At 64.7% G+C, this 24381-nt stretch carries 21 protein-coding genes; 12 read left to right on the top strand and 9 right to left on the bottom strand.

The window, feature by feature from the left end; genetic code table 11:
* Positions 1-3180, bottom strand: coding sequence for an efflux RND transporter permease subunit (locus BBG20_RS18705; protein ID WP_065905822.1), 3180 nt, complete (start codon positions 3178-3180; stop codon positions 1-3).
* Positions 3181-3455: 275 nt separating this feature from the next.
* Here BBG20_RS18705 and BBG20_RS18700 point away from each other — a divergent pair, with 275 nt between their 5' ends.
* Entirely contained in the window at positions 3456-3929 is a 474-nt protein-coding gene (locus BBG20_RS18700) for a MarR family winged helix-turn-helix transcriptional regulator (protein ID WP_207200648.1), read from the top strand.
* Positions 3930-3940: 11 nt separating this feature from the next.
* Here BBG20_RS18700 and BBG20_RS18695 read toward each other — a convergent pair whose 3' ends face one another.
* A complete protein-coding gene (locus BBG20_RS18695) occupies positions 3941-5167 on the bottom strand; it encodes an MFS transporter (protein ID WP_065905820.1) in 1227 nt (408 codons plus the stop codon).
* Positions 5168-5267: 100 nt separating this feature from the next.
* On the opposite strand from BBG20_RS18695, the gene BBG20_RS18690 reads away from it, so the two are divergent.
* The 3 genes from BBG20_RS18690 to BBG20_RS18680 are packed head-to-tail and all read left to right on the top strand — an operon-like array spanning position 5268 to position 7380.
* Positions 5268-6230 carry an AraC family transcriptional regulator gene (locus BBG20_RS18690; RefSeq protein WP_065906112.1) on the top strand — a complete coding sequence of 321 codons (963 nt, stop codon included), beginning with the start codon at positions 5268-5270 and terminating at the stop codon, positions 6228-6230.
* Complete coding sequence (mug, locus tag BBG20_RS18685) at positions 6227-6739, top strand: G/U mismatch-specific DNA glycosylase (RefSeq protein WP_065905818.1); 513 nt, start codon at positions 6227-6229, stop codon at positions 6737-6739. The genes BBG20_RS18690 and mug overlap by 4 nt, the downstream gene beginning before the upstream one ends.
* 38 nt (positions 6740-6777) lie before the next feature.
* A complete protein-coding gene (locus BBG20_RS18680) occupies positions 6778-7380 on the top strand; it encodes a glutathione S-transferase family protein (RefSeq protein ID WP_065905816.1) in 603 nt (200 codons plus the stop codon).
* A gap of 18 nt (positions 7381-7398) precedes the next feature.
* On the opposite strand, the gene BBG20_RS18675 is transcribed toward BBG20_RS18680, so the two are convergent.
* Positions 7399-8166, bottom strand: coding sequence for an SDR family NAD(P)-dependent oxidoreductase (locus tag BBG20_RS18675; RefSeq protein ID WP_065905815.1), 768 nt, complete (start codon positions 8164-8166; stop codon positions 7399-7401).
* A gap of 137 nt (positions 8167-8303) precedes the next feature.
* Between BBG20_RS18675 and BBG20_RS18670 the strand changes: the two genes are divergently transcribed.
* The gene (locus BBG20_RS18670) at positions 8304-9452 is read left to right on the top strand and encodes an aldose epimerase family protein (protein ID WP_065905811.1); all 1149 of its coding nucleotides are present in this window, start codon (positions 8304-8306) and stop codon (positions 9450-9452) included.
* 102 nt (positions 9453-9554) lie between these two features.
* Here BBG20_RS18670 and BBG20_RS18665 read toward each other — a convergent pair whose 3' ends face one another.
* From BBG20_RS18665 to BBG20_RS18645, 5 genes are read right to left on the bottom strand one after another with little or no spacing between them, the layout of a single operon-like run.
* Positions 9555-10559: a substrate-binding domain-containing protein gene (locus BBG20_RS18665; RefSeq protein ID WP_065905809.1), complete on the bottom strand. Its 1005-nt coding sequence runs from the start codon at positions 10557-10559 to the stop codon at positions 9555-9557.
* A 37-nt stretch (positions 10560-10596) separates the two neighbouring features.
* Positions 10597-11460: an SMP-30/gluconolactonase/LRE family protein gene (locus BBG20_RS18660; protein WP_065905807.1), complete on the bottom strand. Its 864-nt coding sequence runs from the start codon at positions 11458-11460 to the stop codon at positions 10597-10599.
* 20 nt (positions 11461-11480) lie between these two features.
* On the bottom strand, positions 11481-13061 hold the full coding sequence (locus BBG20_RS18655; protein WP_065905805.1) for an aldehyde dehydrogenase (NADP(+)): 1581 nt from the start codon (positions 13059-13061) through the stop codon (positions 11481-11483).
* A 10-nt stretch (positions 13062-13071) separates the two neighbouring features.
* Entirely contained in the window at positions 13072-14061 is a 990-nt protein-coding gene (gene araD1 / locus BBG20_RS18650) for an AraD1 family protein (RefSeq protein WP_065905803.1), read from the bottom strand.
* 15 nt (positions 14062-14076) lie between these two features.
* Positions 14077-15399: an MFS transporter gene (locus BBG20_RS18645; protein ID WP_065905801.1), complete on the bottom strand. Its 1323-nt coding sequence runs from the start codon at positions 15397-15399 to the stop codon at positions 14077-14079.
* 192 nt (positions 15400-15591) lie between these two features.
* Between BBG20_RS18645 and BBG20_RS18640 the strand changes: the two genes are divergently transcribed.
* The 6 genes from BBG20_RS18640 (at position 15592) to BBG20_RS18615 (ending at position 22888) form a co-directional block, all read left to right on the top strand.
* On the top strand, positions 15592-17328 hold the full coding sequence (locus BBG20_RS18640) for an IlvD/Edd family dehydratase (RefSeq protein ID WP_065905799.1): 1737 nt from the start codon (positions 15592-15594) through the stop codon (positions 17326-17328).
* A gap of 47 nt (positions 17329-17375) precedes the next feature.
* A complete protein-coding gene (locus BBG20_RS18635) occupies positions 17376-18098 on the top strand; it encodes a FadR/GntR family transcriptional regulator (RefSeq protein ID WP_065905797.1) in 723 nt (240 codons plus the stop codon).
* A gap of 259 nt (positions 18099-18357) precedes the next feature.
* The gene (locus tag BBG20_RS18630; RefSeq protein ID WP_083221433.1) at positions 18358-19728 is read left to right on the top strand and encodes an MFS transporter; all 1371 of its coding nucleotides are present in this window, start codon (positions 18358-18360) and stop codon (positions 19726-19728) included.
* A 32-nt stretch (positions 19729-19760) separates the two neighbouring features.
* Positions 19761-20750, top strand: coding sequence for a LysR family transcriptional regulator (locus tag BBG20_RS18625; RefSeq protein ID WP_065906108.1), 990 nt, complete (start codon positions 19761-19763; stop codon positions 20748-20750).
* Entirely contained in the window at positions 20737-22149 is a 1413-nt protein-coding gene (locus BBG20_RS18620; RefSeq protein WP_083221440.1) for an aspartate ammonia-lyase, read from the top strand. The genes BBG20_RS18625 and BBG20_RS18620 overlap by 14 nt, the downstream gene beginning before the upstream one ends.
* Before the next feature lie 61 nt (positions 22150-22210).
* Positions 22211-22888, top strand: a complete 678-nt coding sequence (locus BBG20_RS18615) for an SOS response-associated peptidase (RefSeq protein WP_065905792.1) — start codon at positions 22211-22213, stop codon at positions 22886-22888.
* 10 nt (positions 22889-22898) lie between these two features.
* On the opposite strand, the gene BBG20_RS18610 is transcribed toward BBG20_RS18615, so the two are convergent.
* Positions 22899-23990 carry an NADH:flavin oxidoreductase/NADH oxidase gene (locus BBG20_RS18610; RefSeq protein ID WP_065905789.1) on the bottom strand — a complete coding sequence of 364 codons (1092 nt, stop codon included), beginning with the start codon at positions 23988-23990 and terminating at the stop codon, positions 22899-22901.
* A 78-nt stretch (positions 23991-24068) separates the two neighbouring features.
* Here BBG20_RS18610 and BBG20_RS18605 point away from each other — a divergent pair, with 78 nt between their 5' ends.
* Positions 24069-24380 carry an ArsR/SmtB family transcription factor gene (locus BBG20_RS18605; RefSeq protein ID WP_027603612.1) on the top strand — a complete coding sequence of 104 codons (312 nt, stop codon included), beginning with the start codon at positions 24069-24071 and terminating at the stop codon, positions 24378-24380.
* The last annotated feature ends 1 nt before the right edge of the window (position 24381 follow it).

Below are 24381 nucleotides of genomic sequence, written 5' to 3'. Positions count from 1 at the left end.
TCAAACCCCTTGGGTAACGGTGGTCGCAACCCGGGCGTGCTGGCGACGCCCGTGGACCAGACTGAAAATCAGCGGAACCAGAATCAACGTGGCGACGGTGGCAAACGCCAGGCCACCGATCACCGCACGGCCCAGCGGCGCGTTCTGCTCGCCGCCCTCGCCCAGGCCCAGGGCCATCGGCGCCATGCCGATGATCATCGAGATGGCGGTCATCAGCACCGGGCGCAGACGGGTGAAGCCGGCCTCCAAGGCGGCCTGTACCGCATCGCCGTGCACCGCCAGGCGTTCACGGCAGAAGCTCACCACCAGGATGGCGTTGGCAGTGGCCACGCCCATGCACATGATCGCCCCCGTCAGCGCCGGCACCGACAGCGGCGTGTGCGTCACGAACAGCATCCACACGATGCCCGCCAGCGCCGCCGGCAACGCGGTGATGATCACAAACGGATCGGCCCAGGACTGGAAGTTGACCACGATCAGCAGGTAGATCAGCACCACCGCGCCGAGCAGCCCGAACAGCAAGCCGCTGAACGCCGCGTTCATGGTCTGCACCTGGCCCTGCAGGATCACTTTGGAGCCGGTCGGCACTTCACCGGCGTGGGCTGCAATGATCTTCTGGATATCCGCCGCGACGCCCCCCAGGTCACGGTCCTGGATCGCCGTGAGCACCTCGACCACCGGCTGGATATCCGACTGGGTGAACACCGAGTTGCCGTGGCTGCGCTGGATGTTCGCCAGGCCGCCAAGGGTCTGGTCGGTGGCCGCCCCGGCGCTGCCGCTCAACGGCAGGTTGTGCAGCGCCGCCAGGGTGTCGAGGCTGTATTGCGGGGTCTGCATGACGATCGGATAGGAAATCCCGTTGGCCGGGTTCAACCAGAATGTCGGCGCCACCTGGCTGGAACCGGCGAGGTTGACCACCAGGCTGTTGGTCAAGTCGCGCTCGGTCAGCCCGACCAACTGCGCGCGGGTGCGGTCGACGTCGATATTGAAGGTCGGCAATTGCCGCGACTGCTGGATGCGCGCATCCACCACGCCCGGCACCCGGCGAATATCGCGCAGCAAGGCACTCGCATAGGTGAAGTTGCCCGCGAGATTATTGCCGGTGATCTGCAGGTCGATAGGCGCCGACGAGCCGAAGTTGAGGATCTGCCCGACGATGTCCGAGGCCGGGAACGAGAACACCGCGCTGGGGAATTCCCGTGGCAGGGTTTCGCGCAGTTCGCGCATGTATTCGGCGGTCGGGCGGTGGTCTTCGTTGAGGCTGATCTGGATATCGCTGTCCTGGGAACCCACGGTGCCGGTGTTGTTGTACACCACGTTGATGCCGCTGATGGACAGGCCGATATTGTCGACCAGGGCCTTGAGTTCGGTGGCGGGAATCTTGCGCCGGATCGCGTTTTCGATATCGGCGATCAGGCGCGCATTGCTTTCCACCCGCGTGCCGACCGGCGCCCGCACATGCAGCAGGATCAGCCCGGAATCGACCTCGGGGAAGAAGTTGCGCCCAAGGAACGGCACCAGCGCGAACGACACCGCGACAAACGCCAGCAGGCCGATCACCACCGTGCGGCGATGGTGCAAGGCGGTGTCGAGGACACCGTGGTAACGCTCGCGAAACGCTTCGAAACGCCGTTCGAAACCGCGCTGGAAATTCACTAGCGGATTGCGCGACGGCGCAGGCCCGGCTTCGCCATGCACATGCGGCTTGAGCAGGTAGTTGGCGAGGGTCGGCACCAGGGTTCGCGACAGGATGAACGAGGCAATCATGGCGAAGATCACCGCTTCGGCCATCGGCACAAACAGGAAGCGCGCCACGCCGTCGAGGAAGAACATCGGCACGAACACGATGCAGATACACAACAGCGACACGAACGCCGGGGTGACGATCTGCGCGGCGCCGTCGAGAATCGCGGTCTCCACCGGCTTGCCCTGCTCCAGGTGCCAGTTGATGTTCTCGATGGTCACCGTGGCGTCGTCCACCAGGATCCCCACCGCCAGCGCCAGGCCACCCAGGGTCATGATATTCAGGGTTTCGCCGAGGGCCGAGAGCGTGGCGATCGAGGCCAGGATCGCCAGCGGAATCGAGGTGGCGATGATCACCGTCGAGCGCCAGCTGCCGAGAAACAGCAGGATCATCAGGCTGGTCAACGCCGCCGCGATCAGGCCTTCACGCGCCACGCCGCTGATGGCCGAGCGCACGAAGAGCGACTGGTCGCCGATCAGGTCGATATTCAGGTTGGGCGGCAAGGCGGCCTTGTTGTCGGCGAGTTTTTCCTTGATCCCGGCGACCACGCCCAGGGTCGACGCCGAACCGGTCTTGAGCACCGGCAGCAGCACCGAGCGGTTGCCGTTGACGTGCACGATGTTGGTTTGCGGCGGGTTGCCGTCGCGCACGGTGGCCACGTCGCGGATCAACACCGTGGTGCCGTCGGCGGTCTTGATCGGCAGGTTTTCCAGGTCATGGAAATCCGAAGGGGCGTTATTCAGTTGCAAGTTGAACTCGTAGCTGCCGATCTTCTGCGTGCCCACCGGGGTGATCAGGTTCTGCGTGGCCAGGGCCGTGGCGACATCCTGCGCCGACAGGCCACGGGCTTGCATGCGCGCCGAATCGAGGTCGATCTGCACCTGGCGACTCTTGCCGCCGAACGGGTATGGCAAGGCTGCACCGGGCACGCTGGTGAGCATCAGGCGCACCTGGTTGAGGCCGATATCCCCGAGGCGCTGCTCGCTCAGGCCGGGGCCCGACAGTGCCAGTTGCACGATGGGCACGGTAGAAGCGCTGTAGTTGAGCACCAGCGGCGGTACGGTACTCGGCGGCAGTTGGCGCAGGATCGCCTGGGACACCGACGTCACCTGGGCGTTGGCGGTGCTGATGTTGACGCCCGGCTGGAAGAAGATCTTGACGATCCCGTAGCCGTTCATCGACTGCGCCTCGATATGGCGGATGTCGTTCACGGTGGTGGTCAGCACCCGCTCGAACGGCGAGGTGATGCGCCCCGCCATCTGGTCGGGCGGCAGGCCGGTGTACTGCCAGATCACCGCGATCACCGGGATGCGGATCTCCGGGAAGATATCCGTGGGCGTGCGCCAGGCCGCGAGCGGGCCGATGATCAGGATGAAAATAGCCAATACCAGGAAGGTATAGGGGCGCCGCAATGCGATGCGCACGAGGCTCAGCATAGAAGGTGATCCGGACAGGGGGTTGGATGAGCCAGCAGGCGTTGCCATGCCGTTTTCCCGCCTCGCCCCATGTGGATCCTGGGGAGTTTGCAGCGACATCCAGGTCACAAAGAGGCATACGCCACAATATCGAATTTAGTGGCGTACGCAACTAATTTGTTTCAAGCTGTCTCAGTATTCATCTAAAGGGCATCTCCGGTCTGAAAGGCCTTGTCCTGAGAGGTCTGGCAGGCATAATCGCCAGCGTCGAGTTTTGTATCAGAGAGTATCCGCCCTTGAAATCCGCCAAGCCTTGCACAGACAACCCCAGCGCCTGCGTAAACGGTGCCGTGCGCCGCACCTCGCGGCGCCTGGGCCAGATCTATGACGAGGCCTACGCGCCCTGCGGGTTGAAAGCCACCCAGTACGCGGTGCTCAACCATATCGCCAAGGCCGGCACGCCGAAGATGGGCGAGCTGGCGCAAACCCTGGTGATGGACCTCTCGGCACTCGGCCACACACTCAAGCCGCTGGTACGCGATGGGCTGGTGGAGTTGCGCGTGGACGAACTCGACCGCCGCACGCGGCGCGTGCTGCTGACCGAGCAAGGCGTGCAAACCCATGCGGCCGCCAAGCGCATTTCGAACAAAATGGCCGAGCGCTTTGACCTCGCCTTCGGCCGTGAAGCCGCGGCCCAGCTGCGCCAGACCCTGGACCTGATTGCCTCTGACGCGTTTGCCCAGGCCTTGCTGGCCCAGGCAGACGACTGACGACCCTCGGTCTAGACGTGCAGCGCCACACCTGCGGCGCCGGCGTGCCCCGGTACCTGTACCCGCAGCGCGATCAACCCGGCCGCCACCACCATCAGCACGCCGCCGGCGATAAACACCCCGTTGATCCCGCTGAGACTGAACATCACCCCTCCCCCTGCCGCCCCGGCGGCAATCGCCGATTGCACCGATGCCACCACCATGCCGCCGGCACTCTCGGCCTGATCCGGCACGGCGCGGGCCACCCAGTTCGACCACGCGACCGGCACGCCACCAAACGCCATGCCCCACAGCGCCAGCAGCAGCGCCTGCCCCGGCAGTGACGCCGGCAGCAGCACCAGCGCCAGCGCGGCCACGCCCACCAGCAAGGGCATCAGCACCAGGGTGGTACGGGGATGGCGCACCAGCAGCCAACCGGCCAGTAACGTGCCGGCAAAGTTCGCCACGCCGAATCCGAGCAGCATCAGCGCCAGCCCTTCGCTGCCAACCCCGGTGGTGCTTTCCAGAAACGGCCGGATATAGGTGAAGAGCGCAAAATGTGCGGTGTGTACCAGCACGCAGCCGAACATGCCGATGGCGATCCCCGGACGCAGCAGCACCTCCAGCACGGTGCGCAGGCGCGCCGTACCAGTCGGCGCCAGGCGCGGCAACGTCAACAGTTGGAAGGCCAGCGTCACTCCCCCCACCGCCGCTGCAGCGAGAAACGCACTGCGCCACCCATAGAGACCGCCGAGGTAGCTGCCCAGCGGCACGGCAACCACGGTGCCCAGCGCAATGCCACTGAAAATGATCGATAGCGCACGCGCCAACAGCGCCGCTGGCACCAGCCGCATCGCGACGGCCGCCGCCATGCTCCAGAAACCTCCGAGGGCAATGCCGAGCAGCACGCGCATCACCAGTAGCACCCACAGGCTGGACGAGCACGCCACCAGCAGGTTGGACGCGATCATCAGCGTGGAAAACCCCAGCAGCACCAGGCGTCGGTCGATGCCACGGGTCAGGCCCGGCACCAGCAGGCCAGCGAACAACGCCACCACCGCCGTCACCGTCACTGCCTGCCCGGCCAGGGCTTCGGACACGCCAAGGTCCAGCGCCATCGGCGTCAGCAGGCTGGCGGGCAGGTATTCGGCGGTCAGCAGGCCGAACACCCCCATCGCCAGGGAAAACACCGCCATCCACGCCGGGGTGGCCGGCTCGGCCCTGCTGTCGACAGGGGCATGAGACACACATTCGTTCATCACAGACATCCTCAAGCTATTAACGTGGCGGCCAGTCTAGGTGTGGCCACCAGGATGATCTATGATGTAAACCCTTGAGTTTTTGATCGAAACCCCGAACATGACCGCCCAGAACGCTTTTGACGTGTCCTCCGAGCTGATCAATGAACTGCTGCGCAGCATGCGCCTGAGTGGCGTGCAGTACCGGCGCATCCAGGCCGGGCCGGTGTTCGGGGTGAGCTTTGCGGCCAAGCCCGGGCATGCGTATTTCCACTTTCTCGCCGCCGGATGCGCCACCTTGCGCCTGGAAGACGGCAGCCTCTACGAGCTGTCGGCGGGCAATGCCGTGTTTATCGCCCACGGTGGCGCGCACGCGCTGGTCTCCAGCCCGCAGGCTTGCGTGCAGGACATCACCGACTTCGACGCCGCGCCGCTGGGCGATAGCGTCTGCGCGGTGAATGCCTCGCCCGAGACGCCCTCCCGCACCCTGCTGTTCAGCGCCTGCATGGCGTTCGAACTCGACAGCCTGCAAGGCCTCGGCAGCCTGATGCCGGCCTTGATGCTGATCGACGCCGGCGGCCAGCGTTACCCTGGCCTGATGCCGATCCTGGCGGTGATGGAGCGCGAAGTCTCCAGCGCGCGTATCGGTTACGCGGGGATTCTCGCGCGCCTGGCCGATGTGGTGGCGGCGATGATCGTGCGCGGCTGGGTCGAATGTGCCTGCGGCAATGCCTCGGGGCTGGTCGCTGCGTTGCGTGACCCGCGCCTGGCTGGCGCCCTGCTCGCCCTGCACCAGCAACCGGGGCGTGACTGGAGCGTGGCCGAGTTGGCGGCGCATTGTCATACCTCGCGCTCGGTGTTTGCCGATCGGTTCCAGGCCACCCTCGGCATCCCGCCGCTGCGCTACGTGACCGAGTTGCGCATGCGCCTGGCGGCCCAATGGTTGACCCTGGAGCGCTTGCCCATCGAAGCCGTCGCGTTGCGGCTCGGCTACACCTCCCAGGCGGCGTTCAGCCGCGCCTATAAACGCATCACCGGGCAACCGCCCGGCGCCAGCCGCCAGGGCTTGCGGAGCCCGGCATGAACGAGCGGCTCGAAGACATTCTCGCCGACCACTTGGACGTGGTGTTCTGCGGCATCAACCCCGGCAAAGGCTCCGCCGCCCTCGGCCTGCACTTTGCCAACCGCAGCAACCGCTTCTGGCGCACCTTGCACCTGGCCGGTTTCACCCCGCACGAAATCCGCCCCGAAGACGGCCCCACGCTGCTGCACTACCGCTGTGGCCTGACCACCGTGGTCGAGCGCCCCACCGCCAGCGCAGGCGAGCTGGCCCGGCATGAATTCACCGATGCGGCGGCGGCCTTCGAAGAAAAAATCCGCCGGTATGCGCCACGTGTCGTCGCCTTCCTCGGCAAGGCCGGCTACAGCGCCTTGTCCGCTCAGCGCGAGATTGCCTGGGGGTTGCAGCCGCAGCTGCTGGGCGGAGCGTCGGTGTGGGTGTTGCCCAACCCGAGTGGGCGCAACCTGGCGTTCAGCCTGGAGCAGTTGGTGCAGGCGTATCAGCAATTGCGCAGGGCAAGCGATTGCCCTTAATCTCTTCGGCCCATCACCCTGGTAGCAATGGAGGCTCAATGAAACTGATCGGCATGCTGGACTCGCCCTACGTTCGCCGCGTGGCCATTTCCCTGGAGTTGTACGGAATCGACTTCGTGCATGAATCCTTGTCGGTGTTCCGCACCTTCGACGAGTTTGCGCAGGTCAACCCAGTGGTCAAGGCCCCTACGCTGGTGCTGGACGACGGCACGGTGTTGATGGACTCCAACCTGATCCTCGATTACCTGGAAGCGCTGGCCCCGGCCGGGAAAAAGCTGCTGCCCGAGCAGCCCACGGCACTCGCCCGGGACTTGCATGCGCTGGGCCTGGCGCTGGCGGCCTGCGAGAAAAGCGTACAGATCGTCTACGAACACAACCTGCGGCCAGCCGAGAAGCTGCATGCCCCCTGGCTTGAGCGCATCAGCGGCCAATTACTTGCGGCCTATTCGCTGCTCGACAAGCACTTGGCCGACAACGACAGTGAGGCACTGACCCAGGCCTCGCTGACGGCGGCAGTGGCCTGGTCTTTCAGCCAGCTCACCGTGGCGTCGGTGGTGAAGGCGGAGGCCTTTCCCCATGTGCGACGTCACGCCGAGCGGCTGGAACAGCATCCCGCCTTCAAGCAATACCCGATCGAGTAAGCCCTCCGGGGCATGCCATCAGACCCAGCCGCCGTCGACGATGAAGTTCTGCGCCGAGCACATCGCCGACGCGTCCGAGGCCAGGAACAACGCCATGTTGGCGATATGCTCCGGCAGCACGCTGCCCGGCAGGCACTGGCTGCGACTGATCAGGTCCCTGGCCGCATCGTCCACCCACATCGCCAGCTGCTTTTCGGTCATCACCCAGCCGGGCACCAACGTGTTGACGCGAATCCGGCTCGGCCCCAGCTCGCGCGCCAGGGCGCGGGTCATGCCATGCGCGGCGGCCTTGCTGGCGGCGTACACCGGGTAGCCGGCCGAGGCCATCATCCAGCCGACCGAACCGAGGTTGATGATCGACCCGAAACCTGCGGCTTTCATCATCGGCACCACGGCCTTGGCAGCGAAAAAGGCGTGCTTGAGGTTGACGGAAATCAGTTTGTCGAAGGTATCCGAATCGACCTCCTCCAGGGTGTGACGCACGTCATTTGCCGCGTTGTTCACCAGCACGGTGATCGGCCCCAGCGAGTGCTCGAAACGCGCAATGGCCGCCTTGTAGGCGATCTCGTCAGTGATATCGCAATGGCCGAATTCGACGTTGTGCCCCTGTGAAACGAGCAGCGCCGCCAGGCGCTCGCCCTGGCTCTGGGCGCGGTCGACAAACCCGACCCGGGCGCCCTGTGCAGCGAAGGCGCGCACCATGGACTCGCCAATCCCCGAAGCACCTCCGGAGATCAGTACGACCTTGTCCCTGAGGTCGGGATAAACAGCCTGCTGGATACTCATATCGCGTTCGCCTCACCTAATTAGTCTTATTTTATTTTGCAAATACGTGGTTAAAGGCTATAAATCTGCTGTCCCAACCACGAAATATCGCACATTAGTAGAACTATTCCGACAAAACAACAAAAGGAAGTTCGACCATGAAGCACCCTCGATACCTGCTCTCGGGCCTGGCCATGTCCCTGCTGGTTGCCAGCGGTGGCGCCCAGGCCGCAGGGCTCAGCAGCGAACACAAACCCTTCGGCAAAACCAACGACGGCACCGCCGTCGAACAGTACATCCTGCGCAACAGCCACGGCATGCAGGCCACGGTGATCACCTACGGCGGCGTGCTGCAGTCGCTGAAAGTGCCGGACAAACATGGCAAGGTCGAAGACGTGGTGCTCGGCTTCGACAACGTCCAGGGCTATCAGGCCGGCACGGCGTTTTTCGGCGCGACCATCGGGCGCTTTGGCAACCGCCTGGCCGGGGGCACCTTTGAACTCGACGGCACGCGTTACCAGGTGCCGCTCAACGATGGTCCCAACTCGCTGCACGGCGGTGCCCAGGGTTTCGACAAGCACGTGTGGAAGGCCGAGCCGGTCAACGACAAGGGCTCTGTCGGGGTGAAGCTGAGCTACCTGTCCAAGGACGGTGAAATGGGCTTTCCCGGCAACCTGAAAACCGAGGTCACCTACCGCCTCAACGACAACAACGAGCTGCACATCGACTACCAGGCCACCACCGACAAACCCACGGTGCTCAACCTGACCAACCACAGCTACTTCAACCTGGCCGGCGCCGGCAACGGTGACATCCTCAAGCACGTCGCCACCTTGCATGCCAGCCACTACACGCCCGTCAATGCCACCTTGATCCCCACCGGCGAACTGGCACCGGTCAAAGGCACGCCGATGGACTTCCTGAAACCCACGCCGATCGGCCAGCACCTCAAGGACGATCACCCGCAGCTCAAGTTCGCCGAGCCAAAGCAAGGCGGGTTTGATTTCAACTGGGCGCTGGATACCCGGGGCGACATCAAACAGCTGGCGGCCGACGTGCATGACCCGGCGTCGGGTCGGCGTCTGCAGCTGTACACCACCGAGCCCGGCGTGCAGTTCTATACCAGCAATTTCCTGGATGGGACGGTGAAGGGCAAAGCGGGCAAGACCTACGCGCACTGGAGCGGTTTCACCCTGGAAACCCAGCACTTTCCCGATGCGCCGAACCAGCCGGGCTTTGCCTCGACGCGCCTGGACCCGGGGCAAACCTACACCCAGCACACCGTGTTCAAATTCTCCGCCGATTAACCACAGCAAGCGGGCCGGCTCGCGAAAGCGTGGTGTCAGTCACCCACGCCTTCGCAAGCCAGCCCGCTGCCACTTTTGATCGTCACACGGTGCCGCCCTGCCTCAGTTCCACAAGCCGATTTTTTCCAGCTCCTGCTTGAAGTTCTCGCGGGTGATCAGGGTCACCTCGTCCATCGCGGTGTACTTCGGCGGCTCGGTGCCTTTGGTCACCCACTCGTACATCATCAGCGCAGTGTTGTAGCCCTCAATGTGCGGGCTGGGCAGCATCGAGCCGAAGAAACCGCTCTCGGCTTTCTTCAGTTCGCCGATGGCGTCGGTGCCATTGATGCCGATGCCGATCACGTTGGCGGCCTTGAAGCCAGCGCTTTCGGTGGCGCGCACGCCGCCGAGCACGGTGTTGTCGTTCATGCCGCCGATGATCAGGTTTTTCGCGCCGCCGGGCAGCTTGACCAGGGCCGAGTTGGTGGCGTCCATGCTGCCTGGGACGTCGAGGGTCTTGGCGGCGGTGAACAGGATGTGATCCTTGGGCATGCCGGCATCTTCAAGAGACTTGACCGAGCCGTCGGTGCGCTTCTTGCCGGTGTCGAGTTCGTTGAAGGTGTTGATCACCGCATAGGTGTCCTTCCAGTCCCAGCCGCGCTTTTTCGCCTCGGCGGCCATGGCCGCGCCCTGCTTCTGGCCGACTTCGAAGGCCGCCATGCCGAGGTACGGCACGTCCTCCATGAAGTTGCCCTTGGCATCGACAAAGCGGTCATCCACGGCAATCACTTTCAGGCCATTGGCCTTGGCCTTGGCGACGATGGCCGGGCCCAGTGATACGTCCGGCGGGCAGATCACAAAGCCCTTGGCGCCGTTGGCCGCCAGGCTGTCGATGGCCGAGAGGGTCTTCTCGCCATCGGGCACGGCGATCTTGATCACGGTGAAGCCATGTTCCTTGCCGGCTTTTTCGGCGAAGGCCCATTCGGTCTGGAACCACGGCTCTTCAGCCTGCTTGACCAGAAAACCGATCTTCACCTCTTCAGCGGCCAGCAACAGCCCGCTCAAGCTCAGGGCCGAGACCGCCACAGCGGCGCAGCACAGGGAACGCAAACCACGACGACGATTCATACGGTGACTCCTTGTTGTTGTTTTTGAATGTCTGGGGTTAACCGGCAAAGCGGTGACAGGGCTTGCCTGGCACGTCGACCTCGATGGCGAGTACCGCGCCATCGAGGGGATGATCCAAGGGGCTGGCGGCGCTGGTGATGTACAGCGTGGTCAGGTCGGGGCCACCGAACACGCAACTGGTCGGGCGGCTGACGGGCAGCTCGATGACGCGGTCCACCTGCCCGTCCGGCGTCAGGCGCAGCAGGCAGCTGCCGTCCCAGCGGGCGTTCCACAGATAGCCTTCGACGTCCATCGCCGAGCCGTCAGGCCCACCACGCGCGTGCGGGCCGAACCACACCTGGGCCGGGTCGAGTTGGCCATCGGCCTGGATCGCGTGCCGGTACAGGGTGCCGTCCATGCTGTCGCCAAAATGCACCTGGCGACCGTCGTCGCTCCACAGCAAGGTGTTGGGAATACCCAGGCCGTGCAGCAGCGGCGTGACCTGCCCATCGGCGTCGATGCGAAACAGGCCACCGGAGCGACGGGTGATCGGCAGGTCTTCACCCTGCTCGCCGATATTGTTCTGCATGGTGCCCAGCCAGAGCCGGCCCTGGGCATCACAGCGCGCTTCATTGCCACGGTTGCCCGCCTGCGGGTCGGCCACGCACAGCAGGGTCAGGGCCTCGGTGGCCAGGTCGAGGCGATAGACCCCACTGCTCAAGGTCACCAGCGCATCGCCGCGTTCACACGGGATAAAGGCCGAGACATGCTCGGGCAACTGCCACACCTGCAGCTGCCCGCCCATCAGGCGCAGGGCCTGTTTGCCGGCGATGTTGACCCAATACAGCGCCTGGGTCGGTGCATCCCAGAACGGCGCTTCGCCCAATTGCGCACGGTGCGCGGTCACTGCGCTCAACGACATGAAACCTCCTGATCAGGGTTTTACAGCGACTCGCGTGATGGCGTGCCATCCACCAAGCGCTGGATACGCAACGGGTTGGCGTTTTTCAACGCGTCGGGCAGCAGGCTATCAGGGTAATTCTGGAAGCACACCGGGCGCAGGAAACGCTCGATGGCCAAGGTGCCGACCGAGGTGCCCCGCGCGTCCGAAGTCGCCGGGTACGGACCGCCGTGCACCATCGAATCGCAGACTTCGACGCCGGTCGGGTAGCCGTTGAGCAGGATGCGGCCGACCTTCTGTTCCAGCAACGGCGTGAGTTCGGCGAACTGTTGCAGGTCGTGCGGCTCGCCAATGATCGTCGCGGTGAGCTGGCCGTGCAGGCCTTGCAGGGCGGCGCTGAGTTGGGCCTGGTCCGCGACTTCGACGAACACCGTGGTGGGGCCGAATACCTCTTCCTGCAGCACTTCGTCACCGTCAATCAGCAGGCGCACATCAGCCTTGAACAACTGCGGCTGGGCCTGATTGCCCGCCTGGGCACTGCCGGCCAGGTGCTGGATGCCGGGGTGCGCCAGGAGCTTGGCCAGGCCGTTGCCGTAACTGCTCAAGGTGCCGGCGTTGAGCATGGTTTGCGCCGGCTGAGCGTCGATCAATTGCGCGACCTGCTGGGTGAACGCGGTGAATGCGGGCGAAGCAATGCCAATCACCAGGCCCGGATTGGTGCAGAACTGGCCGCAGCCTTGCACCACCGAGGCGGTCAGGTCGCGGGCGATGCTGTCCGCCCTGGCGTGCAACGCCTGCGGCAGCACGATTACCGGGTTGATGCTCGACATCTCGGCAAACACCGGGATCGGCTGCGGGCGCGCGGCCGCCATATCGCACAAGGCGCGCCCGCCCTTGAGCGAGCCGGTAAAGCCCACCGCCTGGATTGCCGGGTGCTTGACCAGCGCTTCACCGACGCCGCCGCCGAAGATCATATTGAACACCCCCGCCGGCATCCCGGTGGCCTCGGCCGCGCGGAGGATGGCATCGGCGACGCGCTCGGCCGTCGCCATATGCCCGCTGTGGGCCTTGAACACCACCGGACATCCCGCCGCCAAAGCCGCGGCGGTGTCACCGCCCGCAGTGGAAAACGCCAGGGGGAAATTGCTCGCGCCAAACACTGCCACCGGGCCCAGGCCGATGCGGTACTGGCGCAAATCCGGGCGCGGCAAAGGCTGGCGCTGCGGCAAGGCCTTGTCGATACGCGCACCGTAGAAATCGCCGCGACGCAGCACCGTGGCGAACAGGCGCATCTGCCCGCTGGTCCGCCCGCGTTCGCCGTTGATCCGCGCGGCGGGCAATGCCGTTTCACGGCACACCAGCGCCACAAAGTCATCGCCCAACGCGTCCAGCTCGTCGGCCACCGCCTCCAGGAACTGCGCGCGGCGCGCGGCACTCAACCCACGGTACACCGGGTAAGCGGCGGCTGCAGCCTTGGCGGCGGCGTCGATTTCCTGCGGCGTGGCCTGGTAGAAATCCTGCGGCAAGGCTTCGCCGGTGGTTGCATCCAGGCTTTGCAGCGTGATGCTGCCGAGGGCGCTGCGCTGGCCGCCGATGTAGTTGTGGCCGAGGAACAGGGTCATGAAACTCTCCTTAAAGGCTGATGACGTGGCCGGGTTCGAATGCCGTGTCGGCGCTGCCGACACTGTTGACCAGCGGCGCGCCGAACTCGGCCTGGCTGATCTCGAACACATCGCCCGGTCGGGTACGTATACCGTCGGCGAATGACAGCGTGGCGGTGCCGAAGAAATGAATGTGCACATCGCCTGGCGTGAGGAATTGACGGTATTTGAAGTGGTGATACTCAAGATTGTCGAGGCTGTGGCACATATTCGCTTCGCCACTGAGGAATTCGTTCTGCCAGATCACCTCGCCGTCGCGCAGCAGGCGACTGGTGCCCGCCAGGTGCTGGGGCAACTCGCCCACGCGCAGCTCGGGACCGAAGCTGCAACTGCGCAGCTTGGAATGGGCCAGGTACAGGTAGTTCTTGCGCTCCATCACGTGGTCGGAGAACTCGTTGCCCACCGCAAACCCCAGGCGATAAGGCTTGCGGTCCGGGCCGATCACGTAGAGGCCGCCGATTTCCGGCTCTTCGCCGGCGTCGTCGGCAAACGACGGCACCGGGAACGCCTGGCCGGGGCGCACGACAATGCTGCCGTCGCCCTTGTAGAACCACTCGGGCTGCACGCCCACCTCGCCGGCCGCTGGCTTGCCGCCCTCCACGCCCCATTTGAAGATCCGCATGGTGTCGGTCAAGGTGCTCTCGTCGCCGGCCTGGTGCATCTTGTCGCGCGCGGCGGCGCTGCCCAGGTGAGTCAGGCCGGTGCCGCTGATCAGCATGTGCGCGGGATCGGGATGATCCAGTGGCGGCAAAATCTTCAGCTCGGCCAGCAGTGTGGCGTAGTCGTAACGCTCACCCAGGCCCAGGCTATCCACCTGTTGCGCCAGGCCCACGCCAGCGTCGATGGCGGCCAGCGCCACCTCACGCACGCTGCGCGCGGTATTCACTTCGCGCACGTCGGCGCCTTCCACCACGCCGACCCGGCGCTCACCGTTGTGCAACTCGAACTGGACTAAACGCATGAAGCTTCTCCTCGATTAAGTACGTGTGGCGCCACGCGCACTGGCGGCGAACTGGTCGGCGGGCAGCGCATGCTTGCGCTCCAGCACGCGGTAGACCACGCCGGTCAAGACCAGCCCGAACACCATCACCGCGGACAAAAAGTACAGGCCCGACGCCAGGTTGCCGGTGTACTCCTTGAGTGCGCCGATCACGAATGGGCCGATGTAGCCGCCGAGGTTGCCCACGGAGTTGATCAAGGCGATCCCCGCCGCTGCACTCGCGCCGGCGAAGAAGCGCCCCGGCAAGGTCCAGAACACCGCCGTGCAGGAAAACAGCGCGAATGCCGCCAGGCTCAGTGCCGCCATTTGCAGCACCGGCGCACTCAGCCAGGCGCTGCAGAACAAACCGATGGCACCCAGCACGTAGAGCACCGCCAGGTGGCCGTAGCGGTCGTTCAGGCGGTCGGAACTGCGCGGGATGATCAGCAGGCCGATGATCCCGAAAATGTACGGCACCGCTGAGATGAAACCGGTGACCAGGTCGCTGCCGCCGAACTGCTTGATCAGGGTTGGCAGCCACAGGCCCAGGCCATAGATGCTCAGGGTCACGGGCAGGTAGAACAGCGCCAGCAGCAACACGCGTTTGTCCTTGAGCGCGTGCAGCGGGTTGCCATGGCGGGTCTGGCCGTAGGCCTGGAGGTCCTTGGCCAGCTCACCGGTGAGCCAGGTTTTTTCGTCCTCGCTCATCCACTTGACCTGCTGGGGGCCGTCCGGCAAGTAGCGCAACACCGGCCAGGTGAGCAGGATCGCCGGGGTGCCGATCACGATGAACAGCCACTGCCAGCCGTGCAGGCCGAGGATGCCGTCCATGCCCAGCAGGCCGCCGGACACCGGGCCGGTGATCATCATCGCAATCGGCTGGGACAGGATGAACAGCCCGAGGATCTTGCCGCGATGGCGCACCGGGAACCACTGGGTGATGTAGTACAGCACGCCCGGAAAGAAGCCCGCCTCCGCCGCGCCGAGCAGGAAACGCATCACATAGAAACTGTGCGGGCCTTGCACGAACGCCATGCCGATGGTGATTGCGCCCCAGGTGATCATGATCCGCGCGAACCAGCGCCGCGCACCGAAGCGGTCGAGCATCAGGTTGCTGGGAATCTCGAACAGGAAGTAGCCAATGAAGAACAACCCCGCACCCAGGCCATAGGCGGCGTCACCGATGCCGACGTCGGCGCCCATGTGCAACTTGGCGAAGCCCACGGCGGAACGGTCCACGTAGGCGATCAGGTACAGCAGGATCAGGAAGGGAATCAGTTTCAGCGTGATGCGCCGAATAAGCCGCAGCTCCTGGCTCATGGGGGTCGATCTCCGATTGTTGTTTTTATAGAAGCTCGGGGGACGCCTCTCGCGAAAATCCGCCAGGGTCATACCTCAGTTGGATCGACTATATAGTATGACTATTTGCAAAACAACACTTCCAAAGCCGAGTCTTTGCGCTTATGTTTAAGCAAGCTTAGAACATATAGTCATACAATAAGAGAATCGATCATGCCTGACAAAAAGCCCGGCCTACGCTCTGCCCAGTGGTTTGGTACCGCCGACAAAAACGGCTTCATGTACCGCAGCTGGATGAAGAACCAAGGCATCGCCGACCATCAGTTCCATGGCAAGCCGATCATCGGCATCTGCAATACCTGGTCAGAGCTGACGCCGTGCAACGCGCACTTCCGCCAGATCGCCGAGCACGTCAAACGCGGCGTGATCGAGGCCGGTGGCTTCCCGGTGGAATTCCCGGTGTTCTCCAACGGAGAGTCGAACCTGCGCCCCACGGCCATGCTCACCCGCAACCTGGCGAGCATGGACGTGGAGGAAGCGATTCGCGGCAACCCCATCGACGGCGTGGTGCTGCTGACCGGCTGCGACAAGACCACCCCCGCCCTGCTGATGGGCGCCGCCAGTTGCGACGTGCCGGCCATCGTGGTCACCGGCGGGCCGATGCTCAACGGCAAGCACAAGGGCCAGGACATCGGCTCGGGCACGGTGGTGTGGCAGCTCAGCGAACAGGTCAAGGCCGGCACCATTACCCTGGATGATTTCCTCGCAGCCGAAGGCGGCATGTCGCGGTCGGCGGGCACCTGCAACACCATGGGCACCGCGTCGACCATGGCGTGCATGGCCGAGGCGCTGGGCACGTCGCTGCCGCACAACGCGGCGATTCCGGCGGTGGATGCGCGCCGCTATGTGCTGGCGCATATGTCCGGCATGCGCGCGGTGGAGATGGTGCGCGAAGACTTGAAGCTGTCGAAGATCCTCACCAAGGCAGCGTTTGAAAACGCCATTCGCGTCAACGCGGCCATCGGCGGCTCGACCAACGCGGTGATCCACCTCAAGGCCATCGCCGGGCGCATCGGCGTCGAGCTTGACCTGGATGACTGGACCCGCATGGGCCGGGGCGTGCCGACCATCGTCGACCTGCAGCCGTCCGGGCGGTTCCTGATGGAGGAGTTCTACTACGCCGGCGGCCTGCCTGCGGTGCTGCGCCGCCTGGGTGAAGCCAACCTGATCCCGCACCCGAACGCGCTGACCGTCAACGGCAAGTCCCTCGGTGAGAACACCAAGGACTCGCCGATCTACGGCCAGGACGAAGTGATCCGCACCCTCGACAACCCGATCCGCGCGGACGGCGGCATCTGCGTGCTGCGCGGCAACCTGGCGCCCCTCGGTGCGGTGCTCAAGCCGTCGGCGGCGAGCCCCGAGCTGATGCAGCACCGGGGTCGCGCGGTGGTGTTCGAGAACTTCGACATGTACAAGGCGCGCATCAACGACCCGGAGCTGGAGGTGGATGCCAACTCGATCCTGGTCATGAAAAACTGCGGGCCCAAGGGTTATCCGGGCATGGCCGAGGTCGGCAACATGGGCCTGCCGGCCAACCTGCTGGCCCAGGGCGTGACCGACATGGTGCGGATTTCCGATGCACGCATGAGCGGCACCGCCTACGGCACGGTGGTGTTGCACGTTGCGCCGGAAGCCGCTGCCGGCGGGCCGCTGGCCACGGTGCAGGAAGGCGACTGGATCGAACTCGACTGCGCCAACGGCCGCCTGCACCTGGACATCCCCGATGCCGAGCTGGCGGCGCGCATGGCGGACCTGGCGCCGCCGCAGAATCTCATCGTCGGCGGCTATCGCCAGCTGTACATCGACCATGTGCTGCAGGCTGACCAGGGTTGCGACTTTGACTTCCTGGTGGGCTGCCGAGGTGCGGAAGTCCCCCGGCATTCCCACTAATTGGGATGCTATGATGCCGCCTATTTAGCCAGAGCATCTTCCCTGTTATGGATCACCAGCCGTCCAAGCCGCGCAAGAGCATGCATGCCCAGATCGTCCAGGACTTGGGCATGCACATCGTTTCCGGTCGCTTCAAGCCCGAAGAACGGCTGCCCATGGAGGCCACGCTCTGCGAGGAATACAAGGTCAGCCGGTCGGTCTTGCGTGAGGCGACCCGCGTGCTCAGCGCCAAGGGCCTGGTGTACTCCAAGCCACGGGTCGGCGCAGTGGTGCGGCCGCGGCTGAAATGGCACCTGCTCGACCCGGACGTGCTGTCCTGGCTGATGCAGACCACGCCGCACAGTGAGTTCTTCAACACCCTGGCCGGCGTGCGGCGCATTCTCGAACCGGAAATCGCCGCCATGGCCGCGACCACCGCCACCGCTGAAGACATCGCCACCATCGAAAAAGCCTACCGGGGCATGGAAACTGCGCAGACCCACGAACAGCTGCTGCAGGCTGACCTGGACTTCCACCGCGCCATCGCCGACGCCACCCGCAACGACCTGCTCGCCTACATGTGCAACATGCTCTCGTTGCCGCTGCGCGAGTCGATCAACATCACCAACCGCCGCCCGGATATCCAGGGCCTGAGCCTGCCCCGGCACAAGGCGATTCTCACCGCGATCCAGAACCGCGACGCACTTGGCGCGCGGCATGCCTCGCTGGTGCAACTGGATGACACGCGGGTGGCGCTGGATACGGTCATGAATGTGCTGACCCCGCTTTAACCCCCCTCTCCGGATACCGCGCGCGCCCCAACGAGGGCGCGAGCGATCTGCGCCCTCATTACCTGGCCAAAAGCCCCCCGCTCGACCGCGCCGCCAACGCCGCGCAGGCCAGAGTTTCAAGAATCCCGGCGCCCAGTATCAGCTATCTTGATACTCATCAAGCGTCTGCTGATTTCGTGAAGTGACCGCCCTAGACTCCTGCTCAACCGATGCCCAGGCACGGGATCCCACACCTATAAAAATGCAAGGGGAGAGACGAATGAGTGGTCAAGTAGCGTTCGAAGACCTTCCGCTGAGCCGCTTCCATATCCGAACGGTGTTCAGCGGCACAGGCGGTCAGTTCAGTGACGGGTTCGTGCTGGGTATCATCGGCATCGCCGTGAGCATGGCGGCGGGGCCGCTGCAGTTGACGGCGCTCTGGATGGGCTTGCTCGGCGCCGCCTCGCTGGCGGGGCTGTTCCTGGGCAGCCTGTGCGCCGGGCCGATTGCTGACAGGTTCGGCCGACGCACGATTTTCGCCTGGGACATGCTGCTGTTCGCGGTGATTTCCGCTTCGCAGTTCTTCGTCACGTCCCCCGAGCAATTGCTCGCGCTGCGCCTGTTGCTCGGCCTGGTGCTGGGGTTCGACTATGTCGTGAGCAAGTCCCTGGTGACCGAGTTCGCCCCCCGCCGCTACCGTGGGCGCTTGCTCAGCGTCCTGGCGGCGGCCTGGGCGGCGGGTTATGTGGCGGCCTACCTGGTCGGGTTTGCGATCCGCGAAATCGGCCCGGATGCCTGGCGCCTGATGCTCGCCCTCAGTGGCGTCCCCGCCTTGCTGATCCTGCCGCTGCGCCTGGGCGTGCCGGAATCGCCCATCTGGCTGATGGCGCGTGGGCGCAGCGAGGAAGCCCTGGCGATTGTGCGCAGCAAGTTCGGGCCACACGTCTACCTGCCCGCTCCGGCTGCCCAGGCCAACACGTCCGGACAACAAAGCCGCTGGGGCGAGTTGTTCAGCCGACGCTGGCGCAAGAACACCCTGGTCGGTTGCGTGTTCTACACCTGCCAGGTGATTCCGTTCTTCGCCCTGGGCACCTTCGCCCCCAAGGTGCTGGAAGCACTGAATGTGCAGGACAAATTTGCCGGCGGCCTGGTCTACAACGTGCTGTTGCTGGTCGGCGCCCTGCTCGGCCTGCTGGTGATCGACCGCCTGTCGCGCCGGGTCTTCCTGGTCGGTACCTTCTACCTCAGCGCAGCCGGCCTGGCCGTGCTTGCCTACGCCGGCTTCGGCCCACTGGGCACCATCCTCGCCTTCGGCTTTTTTGCCTGCGTGATGGCGGCCGCGGTGAACCTGGAATTTGTCTACCCGCCGGAATTGTTCCCCACCCACCTGCGCGCCTCGGGGATCGGCCTGGCCGTGGCCGCCAGCCGCTTCGGCTCGGCGGTGGCGACGTTCCTGCTGCCCGTCGCGGTGCAGCAAGTCGGGGTGCACGCGGCGCTGGGCGTGTGCGTCGGCGTGCTGGTCGTCGGCGGCGTGTTCTGCCATTTGTTTGCACCGGAAACCAGCAAGGAAGACTTGTCGGGCGTCACGCCCGATACCGACCCAGGGTTATCGCCGGCGCTGTCCACACCCGTGGGGCGTACGCCGAAGTAACCGTTGAAGCGCGTCAGCGAGCGAGGATGAAGATGTCAACGAACAGGCTTATCGACATGTATGCGGTCCAGGTGTTCATCGCGGTGGCCGAGGAAGGCAGCATGTCGGGCGCTGCAACGCGCATGGGCATTTCCCAGTCCGGGGTGTCGCAGATGGTGCGCCAGCTGGAAGACGAACTGGGCGTGGTGCTGGTCGACCGCACCACCCGCCCGCTGGCCCTGACCGCGTTCGGCGTGGCCTTGCGCAATCGCGGCTCGGTGTTGAGCGAGGAGTTGTCCCACCTCAAGGCCCAGGTGATCGACGCCGGGCGCGGCGTCAATCCGGACCTGCGCATCGGCCTGGTGGACTCCTTCGCCGCCACCTGCGGTTCGGTGTTCACCCGGCAATTGCTGGGCAAGGTAGCGCAGCTGTCGATTCGCACCGGGCTCAGCCCGCAACAAGGCGAGTCCCTGCTGCGCCGCGACCTCGACCTGATCGTCACCAGCGACCCGCTGATGGACGCCAACGACGTGATTCGCTACCGGCTGTTTTCAGAGAAGTACTTTGTGATCACGCCCAACCAGCTGCGCAGCGAGATCAACTCGATCGAGGATGTGCGCGCGCTGGCCAACGTGCTGCCGGTGGTGCGCTTCAACCGCATGTCCCAGGTGGGCCTGCAGATCGAGCGGCACCTGCGCAGCCTGAATGTGCGGGTGCCCAACCGCCTGGAACTGGATAACGCCGATGCGTTGACCTCGATGGTCGCCGAGGGCATCGGCTGGGCGGTCACCAGCCCGATGTGTTTTCTGCAGGCTGCTTCGTGGGTGGACAAAGTGACCGCGCACCTCACCCCGGACCTGCACCTGGAGCGCTCGCTGTACCTGGTGGCGCGACGTGATGAATACAGCGCCTTTTTCGCCGATGCCTGCGAAACGGCGCGCAATGTGATCCTCCATTCCTTCCTGCCCAGGCTCAAGGCCCTGGGCACCGGGGTGGAGGCGTTAATTCAAATAGAAGAAGGTGATGCTCGTGAGTACTTTTGATGCTGCCGCTGCACGACTGGAAACCGATTACGTCGGTGAAGTGCACATTCCCGCCGGCAAGTTGTATGGGGTCAACTCGGTACGCGGGTTCGATAACCTCAGCGTGTCACCGTTGACCATCGCCCACTACACGGCGTTTCGCGACGCCTTTGCCCAGTGCAAGTGGGCAGCCGCCCTGGCCAATCGCGGCTGCGGCGTTATTGCCCAGCCGCAGTGCGAGGCGATTGTGCAGGCCTGTGGCGAAGTGATCGCCGGCCGCTGCGATGACTCGCTGATCGTCGATCTGCTGGAAGGCTCCGGCGGCACCTCCACCAACATGAACTTCAACGAAGTCATCGCCAACCGCGCGCAGCAGTTGCTGGGGCACGCGGCGGGCTCATACGAGGTGGTGCACCCCAACGACCACGTCAATGCCTCGCAATCGACCAATGATGTCTACCCGGCGGCCCTGAAGATCGCCACCCACGCGATGCTCGGGCCGCTGATCGATGAAGTGGCCCAGTTGGCCGCCCGCTTCGACCAGAAAGCCGAGCAATTTGCCGATGTCCTGCACCTGGGCCGCACCTGCCTGCAGGACGCCCAGCCGATGCGCCTCGGCCAGCTGTTTTCCGGGTATGCCGCCCTCACCCATCGCCTCGGTGCGGAGCTGGCGGCCGTGCGTGAAAAACTGCGGACCCTGCCTCTGGGCGGCACCGCCATTGGCACCGGGTTCGGCGCGCCGGCGGCGTATCGCGCGTCGGTCTATCAGCATCTGGTGCAGATCACGGGCATCGAGTACCAGGCCCCGGAGAATGCCTTCGACGCCATGCAGAACATGGATGTATTTTCGCGGGTCTCCGCCGAACTGCGCACGTGCTCGGCATCCCTGGCCAAGATCGCTTCGGACCTGACCCTGCTGTCTTCCGGGCCGGTGGGCGGGATCGGCGAATTGAAACTGCCCGAAGCCCAGGCCGGCTCCTCGATCATGCCCGGCAAGGTCAACCCGGTACTGCCGATGGCGATGATCCAACTGAGCTTTGCAGTGATCGGCAACGATGCGGCGGTGGCGCAGGCGGTGCAGGCAGGCCAGCTGGAGATCAACCACTATGAGCCGCTGGTGGCGTCCCGCGTGTTCGACAGCATTGCGTTGCTGACCCAGGGCATCCAGCGGTTTCGCGAAAAGTGCATCAACGGGATCACCGCCGATACGTCGCGCAACGAGCAGCACCTGACCGCATCGATGGCCGTCGCCACTGCCTTGGTGCCGCAGCTGGGCTACGCCCGTGTCAGCCAGCTGGCACGCCAATCGGTGGCACAGGGGCGCTCGCTGCTGTCGATCCTGGAAGCGTCCGGGCTGATGAGCCAGGCCGAGGCCATGGCCGCAATCGAGCGCTCCTCGCGGCCGGTGTTCGAGGGCTGACACCCGTTGGGCCGTTACACCGTCAGCGTCTACGCTCAAGGCTTAGCCGGAGGGTTCAGCCATGTGCGGACGATTGACGCAGTACCGGGGCATTCATGACTTTGTCGCGGCCTTGAGCATGCCCAATGCCTGGGTCGATAACGCAGGCGACCAGGCGCGCTACAACGTCGCGCCGTCGACGCCGGTTGCGCTGTTGCACCTGGAGCAGGATGTGCTGCACGCCGATCGGGTGCGCTGGGGCTGGCGCCCGCATTGGGCCAGGGACCGTGCGGCGCCCATCAATGCCCGCGTGGAAAAAGTCGCCCAGGGGGCTTTCTTCCGCGCGATCTGGCCGCACCGCGCCATTGTGCCGGTAGACAACTGGTTTGAATGGGTGGACGAAGGCGGCCCGAAAAAGCAGCCCTACCTGATCCGTCGCCGGGACGGCGCGCCAGTATTGTGCGCCGCCATCGGCCAACTGCCCGACGCCGATGAAGGCGCGGGCGAGCACGACGGGTTTGTGATCATCACCGCCGACAGCGCCGGCGGCATGGTCGACATTCACGACCGGCGGCCGGTGGTGCTCAATCCGGCACTGGCGCGTGAATGGCTCGACCCGGCAACGCCGCTAGCGCGTGCCGAGCAGTTGCTGTTGTTCCAGGGCGAACCCAGCGAAGTGTTTGAATGGTTCAAGGTCGGCACTGCGGTGGGCAATACACGCAACGACGGGCCCGGCTTGATTGAGCCCGTCGCCGGCTAGGCGGTTCGCCTCAGCGATAGCGTTCCAGCCAATGCGCGTAAGGCGCAGGCAAGGTCCAGGACGACTTCTCTACGCCCAGTTCCTTGGCGGCAAAGTAGGCCCAATGGGGGTCAGCCAGGTGTGCTCGGCCGACCGACACCAGGTCCAGCTGGCCGGCCTGCAATGCGCCGTCTGCCAGTTGCGGGGTGCCAAAGCCCCAGGCCGAAGTCACCGGGATACCGGCTTCGCGGCGGACGCGCTCGGCGATCGGACCCATAAACGCAGGCCCCCACGGGATGTTGGCGTCGGGGGTCGAGAAGCCCACGCTGACGCTCAGCAAGTCCAGGCCACCGGCCTTGAAACGACGGGCCAGTTCGATGGACTCGGTGAGGGTCTGTTCGTCGCGCCCGTCGTATTCGATCACACCGAAACGCGCGGTCAGCGGCAGGTTTTCCGGCCAGACTTCACGCACCGCCGCGAGGGTTTCCAGGAGGAAACGGCTGCGGTTGTCGAAGCTGCCACCGTAGGCGTCGGTACGCTGGTTGGAGTGCTCGGAGAAGAAGCTCTGGCCCAGGTAGCCGTGGGCGAAGTGCAGTTCGATCCATTCAAAGCCAGCGTCACGGGCACGGCGCGCGGCGTCGACGAAGTCCTGGCGCACCCGGGCGATGTCGTCCAGGGTCATGGCGCGTGGGACCTGAGGCAGGTTGGCACCGAACGCGATGGCCGACGGCGCGATGGTTTCCCATCTGCGGGCATCGGAAGCCGGGATGTGGTCATCGCCTTCCCATGGGCGGTTGGCGCTGGCCTTGCGGCCGGCGTGGCCGATCTGGATGCCTGGCACCGAGCCGGCGGCCTTGATGGCCTTGACCATGGGCACGAACGCCTGGGCGTGGGCGTCGCTCCAGATACCGGCGCAGCCTGGGGTGATACGCCCCTCGGGCGCTACAGCGGTGGCCTCGACCACCAGCAAACCGGCGCCGCCACGGGCCATGCTGGCCAGGTGCACGAGGTGCCAGTCGTTGACGATGCCGTCATCGGCCATGTATTGGCACATTGGCGGGATGGCGATGCGATTGCGCAGGGTGACGTCTTTGAGTTTGAACGGTTCGAACAAAGCGGACATTGAGAACTCCGGGAGCGAGTGGTTGATTCGATAGTTCGATGGTAATCGAACTATGGTATTCGATGATAGCCCCCTGTTATGATTCGTTTCATGCGAGCCTTTAAACACCCCACCCCGGAAGACCTGACCCTCGAGCGCCTGTTGTACGCGCTGAGTGATCCGGTGCGTCTGGAGATTGTCCGCTGCCTGGCCGGCGTGCCCGAGGCCAGTTGCGGCGAACTGGACGGCGGGCGCCCCAAGTCCAGCATGTCCCACCACTTCCGGGTCCTGCGCGATGCCGGCCTGGTACACACCCGCAGCGTGGGCACTACCCATATGAATTCATTGCGCGGCGAGGTGCTTGAGGAACGGTTTCCGGGATTGTTGCAGAGCATCCTGACGCAACGATAAA

It is taken from the genome of Pseudomonas aylmerensis (assembly GCF_001702265.1).
Taxonomy (GTDB): domain Bacteria; phylum Pseudomonadota; class Gammaproteobacteria; order Pseudomonadales; family Pseudomonadaceae; genus Aquipseudomonas; species Aquipseudomonas aylmerensis.
The sequence above is the reverse complement of the archived record's forward strand: the minus strand, read 5'-3'. Positions and strand labels throughout refer to the sequence as shown.

Coding starts and splice junctions, on each gene's coding strand:
- BBG20_RS18670 (WP_065905811.1), top strand. CDS start 8,304: ATGAAGCACCCTCGATACCTGCTCTCGGGCCTGGCCATGTCCCTGCTG.
- BBG20_RS18645 (WP_065905801.1), bottom strand. CDS start 15,399: ATGAGCCAGGAGCTGCGGCTTATTCGGCGCATCACGCTGAAACTGATT.
- BBG20_RS18635 (WP_065905797.1), top strand. CDS start 17,376: ATGGATCACCAGCCGTCCAAGCCGCGCAAGAGCATGCATGCCCAGATC.
- BBG20_RS18690 (WP_065906112.1), top strand. CDS start 5,268: ATGACCGCCCAGAACGCTTTTGACGTGTCCTCCGAGCTGATCAATGAA.
- BBG20_RS18625 (WP_065906108.1), top strand. CDS start 19,761: ATGTCAACGAACAGGCTTATCGACATGTATGCGGTCCAGGTGTTCATC.
- BBG20_RS18680 (WP_065905816.1), top strand. CDS start 6,778: ATGAAACTGATCGGCATGCTGGACTCGCCCTACGTTCGCCGCGTGGCC.
- BBG20_RS18660 (WP_065905807.1), bottom strand. CDS start 11,460: ATGTCGTTGAGCGCAGTGACCGCGCACCGTGCGCAATTGGGCGAAGCG.
- BBG20_RS18605 (WP_027603612.1), top strand. CDS start 24,069: ATGATTCGTTTCATGCGAGCCTTTAAACACCCCACCCCGGAAGACCTG.
- BBG20_RS18665 (WP_065905809.1), bottom strand. CDS start 10,559: ATGAATCGTCGTCGTGGTTTGCGTTCCCTGTGCTGCGCCGCTGTGGCG.
- BBG20_RS18610 (WP_065905789.1), bottom strand. CDS start 23,990: ATGTCCGCTTTGTTCGAACCGTTCAAACTCAAAGACGTCACCCTGCGC.
- BBG20_RS18705 (WP_065905822.1), bottom strand. CDS start 3,180: ATGCTGAGCCTCGTGCGCATCGCATTGCGGCGCCCCTATACCTTCCTG.
- mug (WP_065905818.1), top strand. CDS start 6,227: ATGAACGAGCGGCTCGAAGACATTCTCGCCGACCACTTGGACGTGGTG.
- BBG20_RS18655 (WP_065905805.1), bottom strand. CDS start 13,061: ATGACCCTGTTCCTCGGCCACAACTACATCGGCGGCCAGCGCAGCGCC.
- BBG20_RS18695 (WP_065905820.1), bottom strand. CDS start 5,167: ATGAACGAATGTGTGTCTCATGCCCCTGTCGACAGCAGGGCCGAGCCG.
- BBG20_RS18640 (WP_065905799.1), top strand. CDS start 15,592: ATGCCTGACAAAAAGCCCGGCCTACGCTCTGCCCAGTGGTTTGGTACC.
- BBG20_RS18675 (WP_065905815.1), bottom strand. CDS start 8,166: ATGAGTATCCAGCAGGCTGTTTATCCCGACCTCAGGGACAAGGTCGTA.
- araD1 (WP_065905803.1), bottom strand. CDS start 14,061: ATGCGTTTAGTCCAGTTCGAGTTGCACAACGGTGAGCGCCGGGTCGGC.
- BBG20_RS18615 (WP_065905792.1), top strand. CDS start 22,211: ATGTGCGGACGATTGACGCAGTACCGGGGCATTCATGACTTTGTCGCG.
- BBG20_RS18630 (WP_083221433.1), top strand. CDS start 18,358: ATGAGTGGTCAAGTAGCGTTCGAAGACCTTCCGCTGAGCCGCTTCCAT.